At 66.0% G+C, this 20,284-nt stretch carries 19 protein-coding genes; 10 read left to right on the top strand and 9 right to left on the bottom strand.

Annotated elements, in window-relative coordinates; translation table 11 throughout:
- Window positions 1-16: 16 nt before the first annotated feature.
- The 3 genes from gcvH (at window position 17) to gcvP (ending at window position 3,761) form a co-directional block, all read left to right on the top strand.
- Window positions 17-376 (top strand): glycine cleavage system protein GcvH, encoded by a 360-nt coding sequence (gcvH, locus tag J5474_RS12275; protein WP_209361202.1) that lies wholly within the window; start codon window positions 17-19, stop codon window positions 374-376.
- A 132-nt stretch (window positions 377-508) separates the two neighbouring features.
- Window positions 509-799, top strand: a complete 291-nt coding sequence (locus J5474_RS12270; protein WP_209361201.1) for a hypothetical protein — start codon at window positions 509-511, stop codon at window positions 797-799.
- 118 nt (window positions 800-917) lie between these two features.
- Window positions 918-3,761: an aminomethyl-transferring glycine dehydrogenase gene (gene gcvP / locus J5474_RS12265; protein WP_209361200.1), complete on the top strand. Its 2,844-nt coding sequence runs from the start codon at window positions 918-920 to the stop codon at window positions 3,759-3,761.
- Between the two features lie 221 nt (window positions 3,762-3,982).
- Here the strand turns inward: gcvP and J5474_RS12260 are convergent, their stop codons facing one another.
- Window positions 3,983-4,291: a hypothetical protein gene (locus J5474_RS12260; protein ID WP_209361199.1), complete on the bottom strand. Its 309-nt coding sequence runs from the start codon at window positions 4,289-4,291 to the stop codon at window positions 3,983-3,985.
- Window positions 4,292-4,624: 333 nt separating this feature from the next.
- Here J5474_RS12260 and J5474_RS12255 point away from each other — a divergent pair, with 333 nt between their 5' ends.
- Window positions 4,625-5,032 carry a hypothetical protein gene (locus J5474_RS12255; RefSeq protein ID WP_209361198.1) on the top strand — a complete coding sequence of 136 codons (408 nt, stop codon included), beginning with the start codon at window positions 4,625-4,627 and terminating at the stop codon, window positions 5,030-5,032.
- Window positions 5,022-5,948, top strand: a complete 927-nt coding sequence (locus J5474_RS12250; RefSeq protein ID WP_209361197.1) for a sterol desaturase family protein — start codon at window positions 5,022-5,024, stop codon at window positions 5,946-5,948. Before J5474_RS12255 ends, J5474_RS12250 begins: the two co-directional genes overlap by 11 nt.
- Window positions 5,949-5,952: 4 nt before the next feature.
- Here J5474_RS12250 and J5474_RS12245 read toward each other — a convergent pair whose 3' ends face one another.
- From J5474_RS12245 to hisC, 3 genes are all read right to left on the bottom strand, one after another.
- Window positions 5,953-6,582, bottom strand: a complete 630-nt coding sequence (locus J5474_RS12245) for an extensin-like domain-containing protein (protein ID WP_342454034.1) — start codon at window positions 6,580-6,582, stop codon at window positions 5,953-5,955.
- 36 nt (window positions 6,583-6,618) lie between these two features.
- A complete protein-coding gene (locus tag J5474_RS12240; RefSeq protein WP_245216435.1) occupies window positions 6,619-7,473 on the bottom strand; it encodes a prephenate/arogenate dehydrogenase family protein in 855 nt (284 codons plus the stop codon).
- A gap of 68 nt (window positions 7,474-7,541) precedes the next feature.
- On the bottom strand, window positions 7,542-8,627 hold the full coding sequence (gene hisC / locus J5474_RS12235; protein WP_209361195.1) for a histidinol-phosphate transaminase: 1,086 nt from the start codon (window positions 8,625-8,627) through the stop codon (window positions 7,542-7,544).
- Window positions 8,628-8,883: 256 nt separating this feature from the next.
- Here hisC and J5474_RS12230 point away from each other — a divergent pair, with 256 nt between their 5' ends.
- Together J5474_RS12230 and J5474_RS12225 are read left to right on the top strand one after the other, a co-directional pair.
- Window positions 8,884-9,879 carry a sterol desaturase family protein gene (locus tag J5474_RS12230; RefSeq protein ID WP_209361194.1) on the top strand — a complete coding sequence of 332 codons (996 nt, stop codon included), beginning with the start codon at window positions 8,884-8,886 and terminating at the stop codon, window positions 9,877-9,879.
- The gene (locus J5474_RS12225) at window positions 9,876-10,973 is read left to right on the top strand and encodes an acyltransferase family protein (protein ID WP_209361193.1); all 1,098 of its coding nucleotides are present in this window, start codon (window positions 9,876-9,878) and stop codon (window positions 10,971-10,973) included. Before J5474_RS12230 ends, J5474_RS12225 begins: the two co-directional genes overlap by 4 nt.
- A gap of 16 nt (window positions 10,974-10,989) precedes the next feature.
- On the opposite strand, the gene pncB is transcribed toward J5474_RS12225, so the two are convergent.
- From pncB to pncA, 3 genes are all read right to left on the bottom strand, one after another.
- Window positions 10,990-12,279 (bottom strand): nicotinate phosphoribosyltransferase, encoded by a 1,290-nt coding sequence (gene pncB, locus J5474_RS12220; RefSeq protein WP_209361192.1) that lies wholly within the window; start codon window positions 12,277-12,279, stop codon window positions 10,990-10,992.
- The gene (locus J5474_RS12215) at window positions 12,216-14,180 is read right to left on the bottom strand and encodes a hybrid sensor histidine kinase/response regulator (RefSeq protein ID WP_209361191.1); all 1,965 of its coding nucleotides are present in this window, start codon (window positions 14,178-14,180) and stop codon (window positions 12,216-12,218) included. Before J5474_RS12215 ends, pncB begins: the two co-directional genes overlap by 64 nt.
- A gap of 132 nt (window positions 14,181-14,312) precedes the next feature.
- Window positions 14,313-14,906 (bottom strand): bifunctional nicotinamidase/pyrazinamidase, encoded by a 594-nt coding sequence (gene pncA, locus J5474_RS12210; protein ID WP_209361190.1) that lies wholly within the window; start codon window positions 14,904-14,906, stop codon window positions 14,313-14,315.
- A 103-nt stretch (window positions 14,907-15,009) separates the two neighbouring features.
- Between pncA and J5474_RS12205 the strand changes: the two genes are divergently transcribed.
- The gene (locus J5474_RS12205) at window positions 15,010-16,227 is read left to right on the top strand and encodes an Hsp70 family protein (RefSeq protein ID WP_209361189.1); all 1,218 of its coding nucleotides are present in this window, start codon (window positions 15,010-15,012) and stop codon (window positions 16,225-16,227) included.
- 39 nt (window positions 16,228-16,266) lie between these two features.
- On the top strand, window positions 16,267-17,196 hold the full coding sequence (trhO, locus tag J5474_RS12200; protein WP_209361188.1) for an oxygen-dependent tRNA uridine(34) hydroxylase TrhO: 930 nt from the start codon (window positions 16,267-16,269) through the stop codon (window positions 17,194-17,196).
- Window positions 17,197-17,284: 88 nt separating this feature from the next.
- On the opposite strand, the gene J5474_RS12195 is transcribed toward trhO, so the two are convergent.
- Window positions 17,285-18,502: an MFS transporter gene (locus J5474_RS12195; protein ID WP_209361187.1), complete on the bottom strand. Its 1,218-nt coding sequence runs from the start codon at window positions 18,500-18,502 to the stop codon at window positions 17,285-17,287.
- A gap of 65 nt (window positions 18,503-18,567) precedes the next feature.
- On the opposite strand from J5474_RS12195, the gene J5474_RS12190 reads away from it, so the two are divergent.
- Window positions 18,568-19,524 carry an aldose epimerase family protein gene (locus J5474_RS12190; RefSeq protein WP_209361186.1) on the top strand — a complete coding sequence of 319 codons (957 nt, stop codon included), beginning with the start codon at window positions 18,568-18,570 and terminating at the stop codon, window positions 19,522-19,524.
- A 24-nt stretch (window positions 19,525-19,548) separates the two neighbouring features.
- Here the strand turns inward: J5474_RS12190 and fliP are convergent, their stop codons facing one another.
- On the bottom strand, window positions 19,549-20,283 hold the full coding sequence (fliP, locus tag J5474_RS12185) for a flagellar type III secretion system pore protein FliP (RefSeq protein ID WP_209361185.1): 735 nt from the start codon (window positions 20,281-20,283) through the stop codon (window positions 19,549-19,551).
- Window position 20,284 lies beyond the last annotated feature (1 nt).

The raw sequence follows: 20,284 nt of genomic DNA, 5'->3' as shown, positions 1-20,284 counted from the left end.
CGGACAGGAGACCGGAATGAAGTTTACCGAAGAGCATGAGTGGTTGCTGGTTGAAGGCGACCTCGTGGTGGTCGGCATCACGGCACACGCGGCGGAACAATTGGGCGACGTGGTTTTCGTCGAGCTGCCGGAGCCGGGCGGCGAGGTGTCGAAGGACGACGAGGTCGTCGTGATCGAGTCGGTAAAGGCCGCCTCCGACATTCTCGCGCCGCTGGACGGCGAGATCGTCGAGGTCAACGAGGCCATCGTCGCGGATCCCGGCAAGGTCAACGAGGACCCGGAAGGCGACGCGTGGTTCTTCAAGATGAAAGTGGAGGACATGTCCGCGCTCGATGAGCTGATGGACGAGAAAGCCTACAGGAATTTCATTTCCTGACGCATTGGGGCGGGGCCGTGGCTGGCCCGTGGCTGGCCCGTGACTGGCCCCGCCTCGCGTTTGGTCGCGCTGTCCCCGAGGCGGCGCGTCCTGACCCCCGCGGGGCCTTGAGTATTTGGGAAGCAGAGAAACATGGACCTGACCTCCGAGGAAAAGACGCTGTGGCAGCGCGTGGGCAAGGGGCTGTCGCACCAGATCTTTGACCGTTTCGAACGGTTCGAGGACGCGGTGGACGAGGCGCTTTCGGGACTGGTACCCGAGGAGCGTGGCGCGTTGCGCGTGCTTCTGGAGCGGATGCTGGCCTCCGGCGAGGACGCGCGCGAGCTTTGGCAGATGTCCGGGGCGGGCGTCGCGTTCGACAATCCCAAGGGCGCGCGGATGGGCCTGATGATGCTGCTGGAAGCGGTGAAGGCCAAGGGCTGAGGCTGGCGCTGAGACGGGGCGCTGAGACGGGGCGCCGATGGCGGCGTTGCCATGAGAAATTTTCCAAGAAGAAGCGGGGGCCGGGCGCCCCTGTGCATGGGTCGTGGAAGGACCGGATATGACGTATGAGCCGATCGACTACCTGCCGTATGACTTCGCCAACCGCCGCCATATCGGGCCCTCGCCCGAAGAGATGGCGGAGATGTTCGCGGCGCTGGGCATCGACAGCCTGGACCAGCTGATCGTAGAGACCGTGCCGGAGGATATCCGCTGGGACGGCAGTCTCGACTGGGGCAAGGCGCTGTCGGAGCGTGAGGTGATCCACCGCCTGCACGAGGTGGCGCAGAAGAACAAGGTACTCGTCTCGCTGATAGGCCAGGGCTACCACGGCACGGTGACGCCGCCCGCGATTCAGCGCAACATCCTCGAAAACCCGGCGTGGTACACGGCCTACACGCCGTATCAGCCGGAAATCTCGCAGGGCCGTCTGGAGGCGCTGCTGAACTACCAGACCATGGTCTGCGATCTGACCGGCCTGCCGGTGGCCAATGCTTCCCTGCTGGACGAGGCCACCGCCTGCGCCGAGGCGATGACCATGGCACAGCGCGTTGCGAAGTCGAAGTCGAAGGCCTTCTTCGTCGATGAGAGCTGTCACCCGCAGAACATCGCTGTGATGAAGACGCGGGCGGAGCCCTTGGGCATCGAGGTCATCGTCGGCGCGCCGGACGACCTCGACGCGGCGGCGGTCTTTGGCGCGATTTTCCAGTACCCGGGCACGCATGGCCACCTGCGCGATTTCACCCCCGAGATGGAAGCCTTGCACGCCGCAGGTGCCGTCGGCGTGGTCAGCGCAGACCCGATGGCGCTGTGCCTGCTGAAGGAGCCGGGCGCCATGGGCGCGGACATCGCCGTGGGGTCTACCCAGCGCTTTGGTGTGCCGGTGGGCTATGGCGGCCCGCACGCCGCCTACATGGCCTGCCGCGACGACATGAAGCGCGCCATGCCGGGACGGATCGTCGGCATCTCCATCGACAGCCATGGCAACAAGGCCTACCGGCTTGCGTTGCAGACCCGCGAGCAGCACATCCGGCGCGAGAAGGCGACATCGAACGTCTGCACCGCGCAGGCGCTGCTGGCGGTGATGGCGGGTTTCTACGCGGTCTTCCACGGGCCGAAAGGTCTGCGGGCCATCGCGCAACGCATCCACCGCAAGACCGCGCGCCTGGCCAAGGGGCTGGAGGCGGCGGGGTTCCGCATCGAGCCGAAGGCGTTCTTTGATACCATCACGGTGGACGTGGGCCTGTTGCAGCGCGGTGTGTTGCAGGCGGCTGTGCAGCAGGGGCTGAACCTGCGCAAGGTTGGTAAGACCAAGGTCGGCATCACGCTGGACGAACGCACCCGCCCGCAGACCATCGAAGCGGTCTGGCGTGCCTTCGGCCTTGTCCAGAAGGACGATCCGGCGCAGTCAGAATACCGTCTGCCGGAGGCGCTGCTGCGGCAGACGGAGTACCTCCAGCACGAGGTCTTCCACATGAACCGGGCGGAGACCGAGATGATGCGCTACATGCGCCGTCTCGCCGACCGCGACCTGGCGCTGGATCGCGCGATGATCCCGCTGGGGTCCTGCACCATGAAGCTGAACGCCGCGGTGGAGATGATGCCCGTGTCGTGGCGCGAGTTTTCCATGATCCACCCCTACGTGCCGAAGGATCAGGCGCGCGGCTATGCGGAACTGATCGACGACCTGTCGGCCAAGCTGTGCCAGATCACCGGCTACGACGGTTTTTCCATGCAGCCGAACTCCGGCGCGCAAGGCGAATATGCCGGCCTGCTGGCGATCCGGGACTGGCAGCGTGCGCGCGGCGAGGGCCAGCGCGACGTCTGTCTGATCCCGGTCAACGCGCATGGCACGAATCCTGCCTCGGCCCATATGGTCGGCTGGAAGGTCGTGGCGGTGAAATGCGATGCGCAGGGGTCGATCGATCTGAATGACTTCCGCGCAAAGGCGGAGAAGCACGCCGATGCGCTGGCCGCCTGCATGATCACCTATCCGTCGACCCACGGCGTCTTCGAGGAAACGGTGAAGCAGGTCTGTTCCATCACGCATGAACACGGCGGGCAGGTCTACATCGACGGCGCCAACATGAACGCCATGGTGGGGCTGTCGCGGCCCGGCGACCTTGGCGGGGACGTGTCCCACCTCAATCTGCACAAGACTTTCTGCATTCCCCATGGCGGCGGCGGTCCCGGCATGGGCCCCATCGGCGTGAAGGCGCACCTGATCCCGCACCTGCCCGGAAACCCGAATGGCGGCGATGGCGCGGTTTCGGCGGCGGCCTTCGGCTCCCCCTCACTGCTGCCGATTTCCTGGAGCTATTGCCTGATGATGGGCGGCAAGGGGCTGACGCAGGCAACCCGCGTGGCGATCCTGAACGCCAACTACATCGCGACACGGCTGGAGGGGGCGTTTGACGTGTTGTACCGTGGCGGCGAGGGGCGGGTGGCACATGAGTGCATCCTCGATGTCCGGCCGTTCGAGAAGACTGCCGGTGTCACGGTGGAGGATATCGCCAAGCGTCTGATGGACGCGGGATTTCACGCGCCGACGATGTCGTGGCCGGTGGCGGGCACGCTGATGGTGGAACCCACGGAATCGGAAACCAAGGCCGAGCTTGACCGCTTCTGCGATGCCATGCTGGCGATCCGCGAGGAGATCCGCGCCATCGAGGACGGCCGCATGGATCGCGCGGTGAACCCGCTGAAGATGGCACCGCACACGATGGAAGACCTCGTGCGAGACTGGGATCGGCCGTATTCGCGCGAAGAGGGCTGCTTCCCCAAGGGGGCCTTCCGGGTGGACAAGTACTGGCCGCCGGTGAATCGCGTCGACAACGTCTATGGCGACCGACACCTGATCTGCACCTGCCCGCCAATGGAGGATATCGCCGAGGCGGCCGAGTAAAAAGGGGGCTCTGCCCCTGCCGCTCCTTCGGGGCGCGCGCCACCCGGAGTATTTGGACCAAGAAGAAACAGAGGCGCGTCTCTGCCTCCTTATCCCGCGGAAGAGGTGGGGTTTGTCCAAGGCACGACGCCCACCCGGGAGAGAGACCGGGCGGGCGTCACGCTCTCGGAGAGAGAAAAATCAGGTCGCGCCGTGGAGAGAGCTGTGCCCGGCGGGTTGTGTCACGTCAGCAGAATGCGTTTCCTGCGCTGTTTTTGCTGGTCGCCCTTGTCGTCCCGCTTTCCGCCGTCCTTTGTCGTGCCGTCCTTGTCGGCGTGATGCGGACCCTCGGTCCTGGGGCGGTCGGGGCCGTATGCCCGGTTCTTCAGGGAGCCGGGGGCGACGCGGGGCGCGGGCAGCCCGAATTCACTGCACGGCGTCCTGGGCGGCGCATTCAACTGGTCCACCGTCCACGCAGCCTGAGGGCCGGCGCCCGCCTGTGCCAGAGTTGCCGAAAGTGTCAGGCCGAGGGCGATCAACAGCGTGCGCATCTGGGCGGTCCTTGTCGTCGGCCCCCACCGACGCGCTCAGATTGAGGCAAGACCGCGGCGGCAGGCAACGGTTTTTAGCCACAATCGCCGCATTGTTCAGGATTTAGTCAACACTTGCCCCACATCAGGAAAACAGTTTCCAAATCGAAGTTTAATGTCCCTCCGGCGCCCGACCCGCAGCGCCCGACCCGCAGCGCCCGAATCGCCGCGCGCGATGCCTGTCGCCAACACAATCGCCAACCTGTCGCCCGAAGGCACCTCTCTGACGCGTGACGCCGCGCCCCCTTTGACAGGGGGCCTGCGTCTTTGCACAGTCGGATGGAGGGAGGAAATATGCCGCTACCGATCCTGATCGTGCTGGTGGCCTGCGGGATCGCGGGTATCGCGTGGTTGATCCACGCGAGCGGCCTGTCGCGCGCCCGCACCTTCGACACCGAAGACGACGCCCGCGCCGCCTGGGGACGCGAGTTCCCCGACCTGCCTGCGGGCACTGTGACGCTTACAGCCAAACGCGCCGCCGCGCTGGTCATGACGTCCGAAGGCCCCGGCCTTGTGTGGCCGATGGGGTCGGACAGCACCGCCCGCCTGCTGCACGGTTCCCGCGCGCAGCCCACCGCCGACGGGCTTGACCTGCGGCTCCCAGACCCCTCCGCTCCGCGCCTGCGACTGATCCTGACACAGGACGAGACGCAGGCCTGGGCACGCATCATAGAAGCCTCGAAAGCCCGACATGACTCCTGAGATCACCTTTCCCGATGTCGTCCAACTGGCGGTGCCCTTCTTTATCGCCGCAATCCTTGCCGAAATCCTCTGGATCCGTCTTTCGGGGCGCGGCGGCCGGTACGAAACCCGCGATGCGGTGACATCGCTCATCATGGGAGCAGGGAACGTGGTCTCCGGCATCCTGCTGGGTTTCATCGCCTGGGGATTTTTCAGCGTGCTCTGGGCGCTGACGCCGCTCGACCTCGGGACGTCGGTCCCGGTGATCCTTCTGTGCTTCGTGCTGGACGACCTGCGGTATTACTGGGTGCACCGGTTTGGCCACAGGGTGCGCTGGGTCTGGGCGAGCCATGTCAACCACCACTCCAGCCAGCATTACAACCTGACGACCGCGCTCAGGCAGACCTGGACCTACCAGTTCACCTTCATGATGGTGGTGCGTACGCCCTTGATCCTGATCGGTTTTCACCCGGCCATGGTGTTGTTTGTCGGCGGGCTGAACCTGATCTACCAGTTCTGGATCCATACAGAAGCCATCGGACGTATGCCCCGCTGGTTCGAGGCGGTCATGAACACGCCGTCGCACCACCGTGTGCACCACGGGCGCAATCCGCGCTACCTTGATGCCAACTATGCCGGGGTGTTCATCGTCTGGGACAAGCTCTTTGGCACCTTCGTGCCGGAGCAGGATAACGAAAAACCGGACTACGGGCTGGTGCGCAACCTTGGCACCTTCAACCCGTTGCGGGTGGCGTTCCATGAATGGCAGGGGATCTGGGCCGACGTGCGCCAGCCGGGGCTGACGCTGCGCCAGCGTCTGGCCTATTGTTTTGCCCCGCCGGGGTGGAGCCATGACGGATCGCGCGCCATGTCCGAGCAGATCAAGGCCAGCCACCTCGCGCGCAACCCGCAGGACGCGGGCACGCCGGGGTTCTGAGGCTTCACTTGCAGTAGGGTCCGCCGCGATAGCGCGCGATGTCGTAGTGGACGTGATCCTCGTGGAACCCGTCCGACCCCGGACCCAGCGTGGTGCCGAAGGTGCCACAGGCGGCCTTGTGCATCCGTTTCAGGGTTGGGCCGTTCTTGCGGTCGTGCCAGTGGTGCAGCACCGACAGTTCCGTGCCGTCCATCAGCCGTACGGCCGCGATATCGATGGCGTTGCCCTTGCCATGTTCCGACACCTTCGCGCCGCGCTGGCTGTTGCGCGTGCGGCAGGCGTAGGAGGCGGCCACCTTCAGCTCGCCCACGCCCCCGCCGCGTCTGCCCACGGCGGGGCGGGCGGCGGTGTTGACCCAGGTCTTCAGCGCTTTGGCCGTGCCGCAGTTCAGCGTCGCCGGGGTGGACAACGCTACTCCATCGACGGCGCGCAGCAGCACGGCGTTCTCGATCCCGCAGATGCCGTTGGCTTCGACCGCACCGATGCGTTCCCCGATCAGCGCCGGGTCGCCGCAGACCGATCCCTGCCCGGCAAAGCGTGCGCGCACCGCCTTCAGGCTGGCGTCCATTGTGTCGCGGGCGCCGCCGCAGCTGGCCGCAAGAAACATCGCACCGAATATCAGGAATCGTCTCACGCCATCCTCCGCAGGCCGCTCGCTTCGGGTCGCCCCTTACCGGGTCCGGCCAAAGTCCGGTTTATCCGTATCCTGACCCGCCTGGAGGATGCCACGACGGATGGCGCGGGTGCGGGTGAAATAGGCGTGAAGCTGCTCACCGTCGCCAGTGCGAATGGCTCGCTGCAGGGCAAAGAGTTCCTCGGTAAAGCGCCCGAGGATCTCCAGGGTGGCTTCCTTGTTGGTCAAAAAGACGTCGCGCCACATGGTCGGGTCCGATGCCGCGATGCGGGTGAAGTCGCGGAAACCGGCGGCTGAGAACTTGATAACCTCCTGATCGCTGACCCGGCGCAGGTCGTCCGCGACGCCCACCATGGTATAGGCGATCAGGTGCGGCACGTGAGACACGACCGCACAGACGAGGTCGTGATGCTCCGGCTCCATCCGCTCTGTCCGGGCGCCCAGCCGCTGCCAGTAGCTCTCCAGGCGGGCGACCTCAGCCTCCGGGGTGCCCTCGACGGGCACGATCAGGCACCAGCGGTTGTCGAACAGGCTGGCAAAGCCCGAGGCCGGACCGGAATGTTCCGTCCCTGCCATGGGGTGACAGGGGACGAAATGCACGCCCTCGGGGATATGCGGCGCGACCTCCTCGATCACCGTGCGTTTGACCGAGCCCACGTCGATCACCACGGCACCCGGTTTCAGGTGCGGCGCGATGGTTTCCGCCACGCGGCCCATGACGCCCACCGGGGTCGCCAGCACGATCAGGTCGGCGTCCTGCACCACCTCGGCGAGGTCGTCGCAGACCACGTCGCAAAACCCCAGCCGGCGCGTCATCTCGCGGCTCTCGGCGGAGCGCGCGTAACCGCGCACCTCGCCCGCCGTGCCGTCGCGCTTCATTGCCCAGGCCATCGACCCGGCAATCAGCCCGAGGCCGATCAGCGCGACCTTTTCGTAGACGGCTGGCTCGCAGACGGCTGTCACCGGTCGCCTGCCTTGAACTGACCGATGCAATAGGCGACGCGCCGTACCGAGGGTTCGTCCCCCACGGTGATCCGCAGACAGTTCGGCAGGTTGTAGCCCGCCACACGGCGTACGATCAGCCCCTGTTTCTGCAGGTAGAGGTCGCAGCCCTCCGCCTCTGCCTGGTCGGCGAACCGCGCCAGCACAAAGTTCGCCATGGAGGTGTCGCAGGGCACGCCATGTTCCGCCAGAGATTCAGACAGAAGCGTGCGCAGGCGGGTGTTGTCGTCCCGGCACTTCTCCACATAAGCCGTGTCGCGTATGGCGGCCTCTGCGGCGACCAGCGCCACATTCGACAGGTTGAACGGCCCGCGGATGCGGTTCAGCACGTCGATCACCGGTTTTGGCGCGTAGCCCCAGCCGACGCGCATCCCGCCCAGCCCGTAAAGCTTTGAAAACGTGCGCGTCATCACCACGTTGTCGCGCTGCTCCACCAGCTTTGCACCGCCGTCGTAGCCCTCGACGTATTCCGCGTAGGCGCCGTCCAGCACCAGCAGGCAGTTGTCGGGCATCCCGTCGGCCAGGCGCTCGATCTCGGCCATGCCGATCATCGTGCCCGTGGGATTGTTCGGGTTGGCGATAAAGATCAGCCGCGTCCGTTCGGTGCAGCCCGCCAGCAGGGTGTCGATGCAGGTCACGCGGTCGCGTTCCCTCACCTCGACCGGGGTTGCCCCCGCCGCCAGCGCGCTGATCCGGTACATGGCAAAACCGTGTTCGGTATACAGCACCTCTGTTTCCGGCCCGGCATAGGCCTGATTGAGAAAGTGGATGATCTCGTCGGACCCCACGCCACAGATGATCCTCTCCGCATCGAGCCCGTGCACCTCCGCGATGGCGGCGCGCAGCTCCGCGTGATCGGTCGAAGGGTAGCGGTGCATCTCATGCGTGGCACGCACCACCGCGTCCTTCGCCGCCGCGCTGGGGCCAAAGGGGTTCTCGTTCGAGCTGAGTTTCACCACGTTGGTGACGCCTTCGACCCTGGACTTCCCGCCGACATAGGGCGCGATGTCCATGATCCCCGGCTGCGGTTCGATGGGTGCCATGGGTAACTCCTTCGGAACCTGCCTTACCCGGGCCTCCGCGCCAAGGAAAGACCTACAAACCGCTGCACCGCCACCGCCCCGCCGGGTGCTGCATTCGGGCCATGCCCTGAGCAACGAAAATCCGGATCGAAAGGCCGATATGCCCCCGATTGCCAAGAGCTTTTGCCCTTGTTGCCATAAACAGGCCCCAAAGCCACCTCAACCTGCCGTCCAGAAAGTCCGCAAAGGGCCTCAGATCGCGGTCGGGAGACAGGGCATGCAGGATTTCATCGCTACAGTAACGGCCGCCATCGGCGGTGCGGGCTCGCGGCTCTGGCCGCTTTACCTGCCGGGCATGATCATTCTGGCCTGGGTGGTCTGGCAGCGAAAGGGCGAGGGCGGAAGCTTTGTCGGCTGGCTTTTCCCGCGTCGGATCTACCTGCACGCATCTCACCTCGTGGACATTCAGTTGTTTGTCGTGGGCCGCATTCTCGCGCTTCTGGGGGCATTTCAGTTGGCTGCCGTGGGCACGGCCATGGCGGCACTGACCATCAGCCTGCTCGGGGGCCAGATCACGGAAGTCGACAGGGTGCCCGGCTGGGCAATCGGCCTGCTGCTTCTGGTCGCCAGCGATTTCGCCGTCTACTGGGTGCACCGTGTCCACCACGAGAACCCGGCCCTCTGGCCCTTTCATGCGGTACACCACAGCGCGGAGGTCATGACCCCCGTCACCGTCTACCGCAAGCACCCGTTCTACGACCTGCTGTCCTCTGCCTTGAAGGGGGTGCTGATCGGCGTCACGCAGGGCGTGCTCTTGTCCTTCTTTGTCTCCCATATCAGCGTGCCTCTGCTGCTGGGCGTCAACGTCTTCTACCTTGCCTTCAACGCGGTCACGGCGAACCTGCGCCACACCCATGTCTGGCTGAGCTTCGGCCGGGTGCTGGAGCATGTGTTCATCTCCCCGGCCCAGCATCAGGTGCACCATTCCTCCGCGCTGAAGCACTACAACAAGAACTACGGCGAGGTACTTGCCCTCTGGGACTGGATGTTTGGCACGCTCTACATCTGCGAGAGGGAAGAAGCGCTGACCTTCGGCGTCGGCGACGCCGAAGGCAACCGGATCGAGCAGCCACATCCGACGCTCTCCGCCGCGCTCTGTCTGCCCTTGAAGGAGGCCGCCGCCGCCCTGCGCCGCAAGCCGCGTGACGCAACACCCGCCGAGGCCCCCAAACCTACCCCCCAACTTACCCCCGACATTACCCCCGCCGAATGACCCTGGCGCTGTCCCTCTACCTCGACGCGCTGCGTTTCGGAGCGGCATTCGTCGTGCTGCTGTCGCATTGGGCCTACCCGCGCTTCACCGACGGGCGGTACATCTGGATACGTGATCTCAACCTCGGCTCCGACGCGGTGGTGATCTTTTTCGTGCTTTCCGGACTGGTGGTTGCCTTTGCCGCGCATAAAAAGGATGGCGCCCCCGGGCGCTTTGCCTTCCAGCGAATGACGCGGCTGTGGTCGGTGGCGATCCCGGCGCTTCTGCTGACGCTGGCCCTGGATCGCGGGGGGGCCGCGCTCTGGCCCGCGCAATATGAAGGCTGGTTTTACGAACCCCTGCAGTCCGCGCGGGATCTGCTGCGCGCAGTCTCGCTGACCAGCCAGTGGGGCGATGCGATCCGGATCGGCACCAACGGTCCATGGTGGTCGCTGTCCTACGAGGCCGCCTTCTACCTGCTTTTCGCACTCTGGTCATGGACACGGGGCCTGTGGCGTGTGGGGCTTCTGACAGTCGCCGTCCTGGTGGTGGGGCCGAACGCGCTGCTCCTGATGCCTGCCTGGATCATGGGCGTGGCACTCTGGCGCCGCATCGACCGGGGCGATCTGCCCGCCAACGGCCTGTACCACGCGGTGCTGCCGCCCGTGATCTATGTCGCGGGGCTGGCTTTGCACCTTCCCGGCCTCCTGAGCGGACTCACGGTGGCACTGCTGCCGATCAGGAACACCGCCGTCTTCGGCTTTTCGGACGAATTCGTATGGAACGCCGTGCTGGGTGTGCTGGTCTACATCCACCTGACCGGCGTCGCGGCCCTGTCGCGCAATGAGCGGGGCGTCGGGACGGAGACGGACACCGCGTCCCTGGGGCGCGTCATTCGCTGGCTCGCGGGGGGCAGCTTCTCGCTATACCTTCTGCATTATCCCGTGCTGCAGTTCGCGGGCCCGCATCTGAAAGGCCTCGGGCCGGTCGGCGATGTCGCGCAATTGGCGCTGGCCTGTGTCGTGGGCTACGGGTTTGCCGCCGTGTTCGAGCGGACGCTGCCTGCCCAGCGCCGCCTGCTTCGGGGGATGCTCCGCCGCGATCAGCCTGCCTGATGCCCCGGCTGGAGGATCAGACCACGACCTCCTGAGCGACCTGGCGGCCGACCTCGAAGACCCGCTTGTAGCGCGCGATCTCGTCCTTCGGACCCATCGCCTTGTTCGGGTTGTCCGACAGCTTCACCGTGGGGCGCCCGTTGGCCGAAACCGCCTTGCAGACCAGACTGAACGGCGCCAGCCCGTCGTCGGGCGCCAGCCCGCGGAAGTCGTTGGTCAGCAGCGTGCCCCAGCCAAAGGACACCCGTACCCGGCCCGCGAACTGTTCATAGAGATCGAGGATGCGGTCCTCGTCCAGCCCGTCAGAGAAGATCACCAGCTTCTTCGACGGGTCCTCGCCCCGCGCCTTCCACCAGCGGATCGCCGTTTCCGCGCCCTGTGCCGGATCGCCGGAGTCGATGCGGATGCCCGTCCAGCCCGCCAGCCAGTCCGGCGCGCGGTTCAGGAAACCTTCGGTGCCATAGGTATCTGGCAGGATGATGCGCAGGTTGCCGTCGTGTTCCTCGTGCCAGTCGGCCAGCACGTCGTAGGGGGCCTGCGCCAGCGCGGCGTCATCCTCGGCCAGCGCGGCGTAGACCATGGGCAGTTCGTGGGCGTTGGTGCCGATGGCCTCCAGATCGCGGTTCTTTGCGATCAGGCAGTTCGACGTCCCAACAAAGCTGTCGCCCAGCCCCTCGATCATCGCCTGCACGCACCAGTCCTGCCAGAGGAAGGAATGCCGCCGCCGCGTGCCGAAATCCGCGATACGCAGACCGGGGTTGGTGCGCAGCTTCTCAACCTTTTCCCACAGTTTTGTCGCCGCGCGGGCATAGAGGACCTGCAACTCGAACCGCCCCATGCCGTTCAGCACCGCGCGGCCGCGCAGTTCCATCAGCACCGCCAGCGCGGGGATTTCCCACAGCATGACCTCCGGCCAGTTGCCTTCGAAGGTCAGTTCGTACTGATCGCCCACCCGTTCGAGGTGGTAGGGAGGCAGGCGCAGGGCCTCGAACCACTCCATGAAGTCGGGACGGAACATCTGCCGCTTGCCATAGAAGGTATTGCCGCGCAGCCACGTGCTTTCGCCGCGGGTCAGGGACAGCGACCGGATGTGGTCCAGCTGCTCGCGCAGTTCGCCTTCGTCGATCAACTTGGCCAAAGGCACGTCCGAAGAGCGGTTGATCAGGCTGAAAGTCACCTGCGTGTCCAGGCGATTGCGAAAAACCGACTGGCACATCAGAAGCTTGTAGAAATCCGTATCGATCAGCGACCGGACGATCGGATCGATCTTCCACTTGTGGTTCCAGACTCTCGTGGCGATGTCCAAGTGTCGCCTCCCTCCGCGCGTTCAGCCCGTGATACGGCATCATCGCCACGGTTTGAAAGCGCTTTCTCCCTCCGGCAGGCCTCGCCCAGCGCGTTTACCAGCACCGATTTGCGGATCGGTTTCGTAAGGAAGTCATCCATCCCCGCCGCGTCGCATGCCGCCCGGTCGGAGGCAAAGGCATTCGCCGTCAGCGCCACGATCCGGGGCTGCGGCATGTCGAGCGCGCGGATACGGCGGGTGGCCTCCAGGCCGTCGATCTCCGGCATGGCCATGTCCATCAGGATCACGTCCGGTTCCAGTCGCCGCGCCAGGTCGACCGCCTCGCGCCCGTCCGCCGCCTGATATAGCGTTACCGGTTCGTCGCGCAGAAACTGCCGGATCAGCAGGCGGTTGGTTTCGTTGTCATCGGCCAGAAGCACGCGCAGCGGCTGCGAAATTCCGCCCTGTACGGGCACCGGTCGCACGCGGGCCGGGACCTCCGCCGCAGCGCGGGCAAGGGCTATCTCCACCTCGAAGCTGGCACCAGGCCGGTCCGGGTCGTGCGGCAGCAGGCGAATGTCGCCGCCCATCTGGCGCGCCAGCGCGCGGCTGATCGGCAACCCCAGCCCGGTGCCGCCGAAACGCCGGGTAGTCGCCGCATCCGCCTGCTGAAACACTTCAAAGATCGCCTCCGCCCGTTCCGGCGGCACGCCGATGCCCTCGTCAGTCACCCGCACCCGCAGCCGCCAGCCGTCGTCGGTCTGTTGCGCGCACGAGGCGACTTTGACTTCTCCGTCCACGCTGAACTTGATCGCGTTCCCGATCAGGTTGACGAGAATCTGCCGAAGCCGCCCGGAATCTGCTGAGGCCCGCATCGGCAGCGATCCGTCATCCGCCAGAACGAGGAGCAGCCCCTTTTCCCGCGCCAGCGGCATCAGCAACTGCGCCGCCCCGGAAATACAGTCCGCCGGGCAAAATGGCTGCGGGTCAAAGGCCATCTGATCCGCGTCCAGCCGCGAGAAATCCAGCACGCCGTTGATGATCCCGAGCAGGGAACAGGAGGCCGTGCGGATCGTGTCCACATGGCCGCGCCCCTCGGCATCCAGCTCCTTTGCTCCCAGTAGGTCGCTCATCCCGATGATGGCGTTGAGCGGCGTGCGGATCTCGTGGCTCATGGTGGCGAGAAAGGCGGATTTTGCCTGTGCCGCCTGTTCCGCCTGGCTCTGTGCCTCCAGAAGATTGCGATTCAGGACGGCCTGTTGCGCCGTCTTTTCCAGCATGGCGCGCTCGTTCTTCAGCCGCTTGCGCCACATGCGCCGCGCGAAATCGATGAAGACGTAGACGAGGTAGCCCAGCATCGCCAGTTCCAGCAGGTGGATCAGATTATGCGCGTCGATCCCGCCGTGGGATATGATGTCCCCCAGCAGCAGCAGTGGCACGCAGGCCGCCAGGACCGAAAGCTTTGCCCATGCGACAAGCGGGTGGTGCGTCATGATGAACCCTGCGTTCACCGAAGCGGCCATCAGGTAGCACATGGCCAGCAGCGTCGCCTGATTAATGGAATGCGCGGCATATTGCATGGTCAGGACGCAGGTCGCGATGGTGACGGACTGGAGGCCCGCACTGATGGCGGTCGGGTGTAGCAACGCCTGCACCGCCGTGCCCCGATCAAGCTGCCTGAGCGCCCAACGCAGCACGGCGAGGTCCAGCGCTTCCCCGGCAAGTGTGATGACGAGGCAGAACATGGCCGCAGAGGGGTATGCAACGTACCACACCACGATGGTGCCAAGTACCGTCATCACCTGACGCAGGATGAAATCCCGGATCCGCACGCGGGCATAGCGCCGGAACAGCGCCGCGGCGCCATACTGTTCCTCGAACTGCGCTTCTACGGCGGTCCTGACCTCGCGGGCCTGCTGCATGATGTGCTCATCCTGTTCTGGCGTGACGCTATGCCACGAGGATGAACAAATCCCGAAGGCCCCCCAGACCGAAGGCCCCCAACCGAAGGCTCCCAACCGAAGGCACCCGGACCGGGGCTGGTCAGGGGGAGGTCATCGGAACAGGACGCCGGCCTCTGTCATTCCCGCCTTTGCCGTTGCCAGCGATCCGTCGAGGTCGATCGCGCGGCACAGGTCCTCCTGTACCGTGACGGCAAAGCCCAGCCGCGCCGCGTCTACCGCAGAGAAGTTTACGCAAAAATCCGTGGCCAGACCGACCATGGTCAACCGCTCGATGCCGCGCGTGTCCAGGTAGCCCTCCAGCCCGGTCGGCGTTTGGTGGTCGTTCTCGAAAAAGGCCGAGTAGCTGTCGACCTCCGGCCGGAACCCCTTGCGAAGGATCAGGTCGGCGCGGTCGGTTTCCAGCTCCATGTGAAACTGTGCGCCGGGGCTGCCCTGGATACAGTGATCGGGCCAGAGCACCTGAGGCCCGTAGGGCATCTGCGTCACATCGAAGGGCGCCCGCCCCTCGTGGGTGGAAGCAAAGGACGAATGCCCCGCCGGATGCCAGTCCTGCGTCAGCACCACGGCATCGAATTCGGCCATCAGCGCGTTGATACCCTGCACGATCTCGTCCCCGCCGGGCACGGCCAATGCGCCTCCGGGGCAGAAATCGTTCTGGACGTCGATCACGATCAGCGCCTGCATGGCTGTCTCCTTTGGATTTGCGCCAAAGCTAGTCCGCAGGGGCGTGGATTGCCATAGCGCGGCGTTGCCGCTATGCCGCCCGCTTCGCAGGAAGGGGATTCCCATGGCACGGCTCGGACTGGATTTCGGCACCTCGAACACCGCCGCCGGCGTGATGGCGGGCAATCGGCCCTATGTGATCCCGCTGGAACCGGGCGAACAGACGCTGCCCACCGCCGTTTTCATCGACTTTGCCGACAAACGCTACGTCTACGGGTCGCAGGCGGCGCGGGCGATGCGGGACGGTGCCGAAGGACGCTTCATGCGGGCGCTGAAATCCATCCTCGGCACGCCGCTGGCGCGCGAACCCCGCCGCCTGCTGAACGAACGCATCACCCTGATCGAGGTCATCGCCCGCTTCCTCACCGAGATCCGCGAACGGGCGGAGGCGCACACCCGCATGAGTTTCGACACGGCGCTGTCGGGGCGGCCTGTGCGGTTCCACTCCGCCTCCGAGGAACGCGACCGGCAGGCGCTGGAGGATCTGACGGAGGCCTACCTGATGGCCGGTTTCAAGGCGGTGGACTTCCTCCCCGAACCGGAGGCCGCCGCTCTCTCCGCCGACGTGCAGGGCCGGTCGCTGATCGTCGATATCGGCGGCGGCACCTCCGACTTTAGCCTTTGCGATCGCGCGGGTGCGCAGACGCAAGTGATCCACTCCACCGGCCTGCGCCTCGGTGGCACCGACTTCGACAAGGCGCTTTCGCTCGACTTCGCCATGCCACTCTTTGGCTACGGGGCGGAGATCGGCGCTGAGCTGGGATCGCGAACGCACGCCGCCCCCAAGGCGCTGTTCCACGATCTGGCAAGCTGGGAAAAGATTCCCTTCGTCTACGACGCGGCGCAGCTGCGCGAGGTCGAGCGCTGGGTGCGGCTGGCCCCCGACCCGGAGCCATTCGAGCGGCTGGCCGAGGTGCTGCAAAGCCATCTTGGTCACGACATCGCCTATGCCGTCGAGGCGGGCAAGATCGCCGCCAACGCCGCCGATAGCGGCCGCATCGACCTGCGCGAGGTCGAAAAGGGGCTGGGCATCGACCTGCCGAAGGCGGCCATGAACGCCACCCTCGCCCGATCGGCGGAGGCCATCGCCGCGCAGGCCATGGCGACCCTCGCAGAGGCCGGTGTCCGCCCTGAGAGCGTGCAGAACATCGTCTACGTCGGCGGGTCTTCGTTGCTGGGGGCTGTGCGCGACGGCATGGCGGGGTCGCTTCCGCACGCGAAATCCGTTAACACCCAGGTGTTCACCGCCGTCGTGTATGGTCTTGCAATCGCAGCACAATAAGAATTGTCAGTTGACAATTTCCAGGGGAATCGAACCACGATGTTTACCGTTTGCGCCCTCTACCATTTCACCCGCTTCGCGGACCCCAAGGCGCTTCAGGCCCCGCTGCAGGCGCTGTGCCGCGCCAACCATGTGACCGGCACGCTGCTGCTGGCGGCGGAGGGGATCAACGGCACCATCGCCGGCCCGCGCGAGGGGATCGATGCGGTTCTGGCTCATATCCGCGCGCTGCCCGGCTGTGCCAACATCGACTGGAAGCTGTCGACGGCCGTCGAGCGTCCCTTTGCCCGGATGAAGGTCCGGCTGAAGAAGGAGATCGTCACCATGGGGCAGCCCGACGTGGATCCGAAGGCTCGCGTCGGCCACTACGTCGAACCGTCGGCGTGGAACGACCTGATCCGCAGCCCGGACGTGGCGGTGATCGACACCCGCAACGCGTACGAGATCGCCATCGGCACCTTCGATGGCGCGGAGGACCCCGAAACCGCCAGCTTCCGGGAGTTCCCCGCATGGTGGGAGAAGAACAAGGACCGCTTCCACAACAAGCGGATCGCCATGTTTTGCACCGGCGGCATCCGCTGCGAGAAGTCCACCAACTACCTGCTGGGGCAGGGGGTCGACGAGGTCTACCACCTGAAGGGCGGCATTCTGAAGTATCTGGAGGAGGTGCCGCAGGACGACAGCACCTGGCAGGGGGAATGTTTCGTCTTTGACGGGCGGGTGTCCGTGGGCCACGGGCTGAAGGAGGGGCCGCATGTTCTGTGTCACGCGTGCCGTCGCCCGATCCTGCCAGAGGAGCGTGCGCGCCCCGAGTACGAACACGGCGTGTCCTGTCACCTTTGCGTGGACGAAACCACGGACGCGGACAAGGGGCGCTTCCGCGAGCGGCAGAAGCAGATCGCGCTGGCCCAGGCGCGCGGCGAACGCCACCTGCACGCCGACGAGGACGATCACCCGTTGGAGCGCTGACGGCTCCGGCCGGGACACAGGCCGGCACACAGGCCAGCACTCAGGCCAGTACTCAGGCCAGCACTCAGGCCAGCACTCAGGCCAGCACTCAGGCCGGGACCATGTCCCGTCCCGCCCGACGACCGCGCAACAGGATCAACGCCATGATGGCGATGTTCAGCGCGTTCCAGCCGATCCCGTTGACGAAGGCCCATTCGTAGCTTCCCGTCAGGTCGTAGATCACCCCTGACAGCCAGCCGCCCAGTGCCATGCCTACGATGGTCAGCATCATGACAAAGCCGACCTGACCGCCCGCCTCCCGCGCGGGCAGATACTCGCGCACGATGACGGCATAGGCGGGTACGATACCGCCCTGGCTCAGGCCGAAGATGAGGCTGACGAGGTAGAGCGATACCAGCCCCCCGGCTGGCAGGTAAAGGAACAGCGCCAGCGCCTGCAGGACGGAGCCGATAAGCAGGGTTCGCACTCCGCCCAACCGATCCGACAGCAGGCCAAAGACAAGCCGCGACACGACTCCGCCCATCAGCATGAGCGACAGCATCTGCGCCCCCGCGACCGGACCAAAGCCATAGTCGACGCAGAGCGCCACGATGTGCACTTGCGGCATCGACATGGCGACGCAGCAGCCGATCCCCGCGAGCCCCAGCAGCCAGACCAGTTGGCGTGAGGAGAACCCCGTGGCACGGGCGCGCGCGCTGGCCGTCGCCTCGGCGCGCGCCAGCGCGTCCATCGGCACGCGGCGACCCAGCAGTTGCGCCAAAGGCAGCAGGATCACCAGGGTCAGAACGGCCAGCGCCATGTAGATCCAGCGCCAGCCCGCGTCTCCGGCGACCGCGCCGAGCACCAGCGGCCAGAGCGCGCCCGACAGGTAGTTGCCCGAGGCCGCCACCGCCACGGCGATGCCCCGGAACCGCTGAAACCAGAGCGAGACATCGGCGATCAGCGGGCCAAAGCACGCCGCCGTGCCGAAGCCGATCACCAGTTGCACCGCGCTCAGGGTCGCGATGGAGGGCGCGAACGCCGCCAGCGCATAGCCCGCCGCGATCAGAAGCCCCGCGCCGGTCATTGCCAGCCGTACGCCGAACCGGTCAACCGCCCGTCCGATCAGCAGGTTGCCCAGCGCAAAGCCCACCATCGTCACCGTGTAGGGCAGGGAGGCATCGGCCCGCCCGACGTTGAACTCCTCGGCCACCTCCGGCAGGATGACGATGATCGACCACATGCCGACGTTGCCCATCACGGCGATCAGCAGGGTCAGGGCCAGGCGCGCCCAGGCGTAGCGGCTGTCGAAGGGAGAGTCTGTCATGCGCGGACCCTAGGCGCGCGGCCCCGGCGCTGGTAGTCAGAAAACGACACCACAGGGAGCAAGACATGACCGACCCCATCCAGAGCCATATCCTGCGCGACGGTGAGACCTCGATCACGGTTCTGTCCATGGGCTGCGCGGTGCAGGACTGGCGCGTTGCCGGACGGCGTGTGGTCCTCGGGCGTTCGGACCCGGAGGACTACCGGACGAACCCCGGTTACCTCGGCGCGGTGGTCGGACGGGTTGCGAACCGGATCGGAGGCGCGCGGTTCTCCATGGGGCACGAGACATGGGAGCTGGTGCCGAACGACGGTCCGCACCAGTTGCACGGCGGGCCCGAGGGGTTCGGCACCCGGAACTGGCGGATGACGCCGGAGGGCGATCGGTCGGTCCTGCTGGAACTGACCTCCGAGGATGGCGATATGGGCTATCCGGGCCGGGTGGAGGTCGCGGTGCGGATGCGCCTGGAGGGCCATGCCCTGACGTGGGAGATGACCGCGACCCCGGACCGGGAAACGCCGGTGGCCCTGGCGCAGCACACCTATTTCAACATCGCGGGCGAGGGCGACGTGCGCGACCATGTGGTGCGCGTCGCCGCCGATCACGTGACGCCCACCGGCCCGGACCTGATCCCCACCGGGGAATTGCTGGAGGTGACCGGCACACGCTACGATTTCCGCTCGGCCCGGACGGTGGCCGATGCCGACCCGGAGGGCGAGGGTTACGACCTGAACTACGCGCTCTCGGGGCCCGCGTCGGAACCCCAGGCCGAAGTGCGGGCGGCGGGGATGCGGCTCCGGCTCTGGACCGACCAACCGGGTTTGCAGGTCTATACCTCGATGATGCTGACGACAGAGGGCAGCCCGTTTGCCGGCGTGGCTCACGGCCCGTTTGCCGCCTTCTGCCTTGAGGCGCAGGGCTTTCCCAACGCGGTGAACACGCCCGCCTTTCCGCCGGTGCTTTGTGCGCCGGAGCGCCCCTACCGGCAGGTGACGACGGTGGAGATCGCGCCGGACACCTGAGCCGGTCAGGGGGCTGCGCGCCCCCTAGAAATACCCGCGCACGAGGCTCCCGGCCAGAAGGCTCCAGCCGTCGGCCACAACGAAGAAGGCGAGCTTGAACGGCAGCGACACGATGGCCGGAGGCACCATCATCATGCCCATGGACATCAGCACCGCCGCCACCACGAGGTCGATGATCAGGAAGGGAAGGAACACGAGGAAACCCACCTGAAAGGCGTGCGCGACCTCTGACAGCATGAAGCTGGGGACCAGGACCGACAGCGGCGCGTCGTCCGACAGCGCCGTGCCTTTCGCATCCGGGCGCAGGTCGGCCATGGCGGCAAAGGTTTCCGGATCTGTGCGCCCGGTCATGAAGGTGCGGAAAGGCCCCATGGCGCGGCCAAAGGCCTCCTCGATCTCGATCTCCTCCGCCACCAGCGGCTGGACGCCCAGGTCGTAGGCTTCGGTAAAGACCGGCTCCATCACGAAGTAGGTCAGGAACAGCGCGAGGCTGACGATCAGCATGTTGGGTGGTGATTGCTGCAGGCCCACGGCCTGCCGCAGGATGGCCAGCACGGTCACCATGAACGGGAAGCAGGTGACCATGATCGCGATGCCCGGCGCGAGACTGAGCAGCGTGATCAGCGCGATCAGCTGCACGGAGGTCGCGGTGACAGAGCCACCCTCCCCCATGTCGATGGCGATGGACTGCGCCTGCGCGGGCAGCGCGAGGACGACCGCCCCGAAGAGCAGCGTCAGGAAAAGCCCCCGTGATCGCATG

Origin of the sequence: Sagittula salina, assembly GCF_017813235.1 — a bacterium.
Lineage (GTDB): Bacteria > Pseudomonadota > Alphaproteobacteria > Rhodobacterales > Rhodobacteraceae > Sagittula > Sagittula salina.
The sequence above is the reverse complement of the archived record's forward strand: the minus strand, read 5'-3'. Positions and strand labels throughout refer to the sequence as shown.

Excerpts from the sequence above, each read along its gene's own strand:
- gcvH (WP_209361202.1), top strand. The coding sequence starts at position 17 with ATGAAGTTTACCGAAGAGCATGAGTGGTTGCTGGTTGAAGGCGACCTC.
- J5474_RS12270 (WP_209361201.1), top strand. The coding sequence starts at position 509 with ATGGACCTGACCTCCGAGGAAAAGACGCTGTGGCAGCGCGTGGGCAAG.
- gcvP (WP_209361200.1), top strand. The coding sequence starts at position 918 with ATGACGTATGAGCCGATCGACTACCTGCCGTATGACTTCGCCAACCGC.
- J5474_RS12260 (WP_209361199.1), bottom strand. The coding sequence starts at position 4,291 with ATGCGCACGCTGTTGATCGCCCTCGGCCTGACACTTTCGGCAACTCTG.
- J5474_RS12255 (WP_209361198.1), top strand. The coding sequence starts at position 4,625 with ATGCCGCTACCGATCCTGATCGTGCTGGTGGCCTGCGGGATCGCGGGT.
- J5474_RS12250 (WP_209361197.1), top strand. The coding sequence starts at position 5,022 with ATGACTCCTGAGATCACCTTTCCCGATGTCGTCCAACTGGCGGTGCCC.
- J5474_RS12240 (WP_245216435.1), bottom strand. The coding sequence starts at position 7,473 with ATGGCCTGGGCAATGAAGCGCGACGGCACGGCGGGCGAGGTGCGCGGT.
- hisC (WP_209361195.1), bottom strand. The coding sequence starts at position 8,627 with ATGGCACCCATCGAACCGCAGCCGGGGATCATGGACATCGCGCCCTAT.
- J5474_RS12230 (WP_209361194.1), top strand. The coding sequence starts at position 8,884 with ATGCAGGATTTCATCGCTACAGTAACGGCCGCCATCGGCGGTGCGGGC.
- J5474_RS12225 (WP_209361193.1), top strand. The coding sequence starts at position 9,876 with ATGACCCTGGCGCTGTCCCTCTACCTCGACGCGCTGCGTTTCGGAGCG.
- J5474_RS12215 (WP_209361191.1), bottom strand. The coding sequence starts at position 14,180 with ATGCAGCAGGCCCGCGAGGTCAGGACCGCCGTAGAAGCGCAGTTCGAG.
- pncA (WP_209361190.1), bottom strand. The coding sequence starts at position 14,906 with ATGCAGGCGCTGATCGTGATCGACGTCCAGAACGATTTCTGCCCCGGA.
- J5474_RS12205 (WP_209361189.1), top strand. The coding sequence starts at position 15,010 with ATGGCACGGCTCGGACTGGATTTCGGCACCTCGAACACCGCCGCCGGC.
- trhO (WP_209361188.1), top strand. The coding sequence starts at position 16,267 with ATGTTTACCGTTTGCGCCCTCTACCATTTCACCCGCTTCGCGGACCCC.
- J5474_RS12195 (WP_209361187.1), bottom strand. The coding sequence starts at position 18,502 with ATGACAGACTCTCCCTTCGACAGCCGCTACGCCTGGGCGCGCCTGGCC.
- J5474_RS12190 (WP_209361186.1), top strand. The coding sequence starts at position 18,568 with ATGACCGACCCCATCCAGAGCCATATCCTGCGCGACGGTGAGACCTCG.
- fliP (WP_209361185.1), bottom strand. The coding sequence starts at position 20,283 with ATGCGATCACGGGGGCTTTTCCTGACGCTGCTCTTCGGGGCGGTCGTC.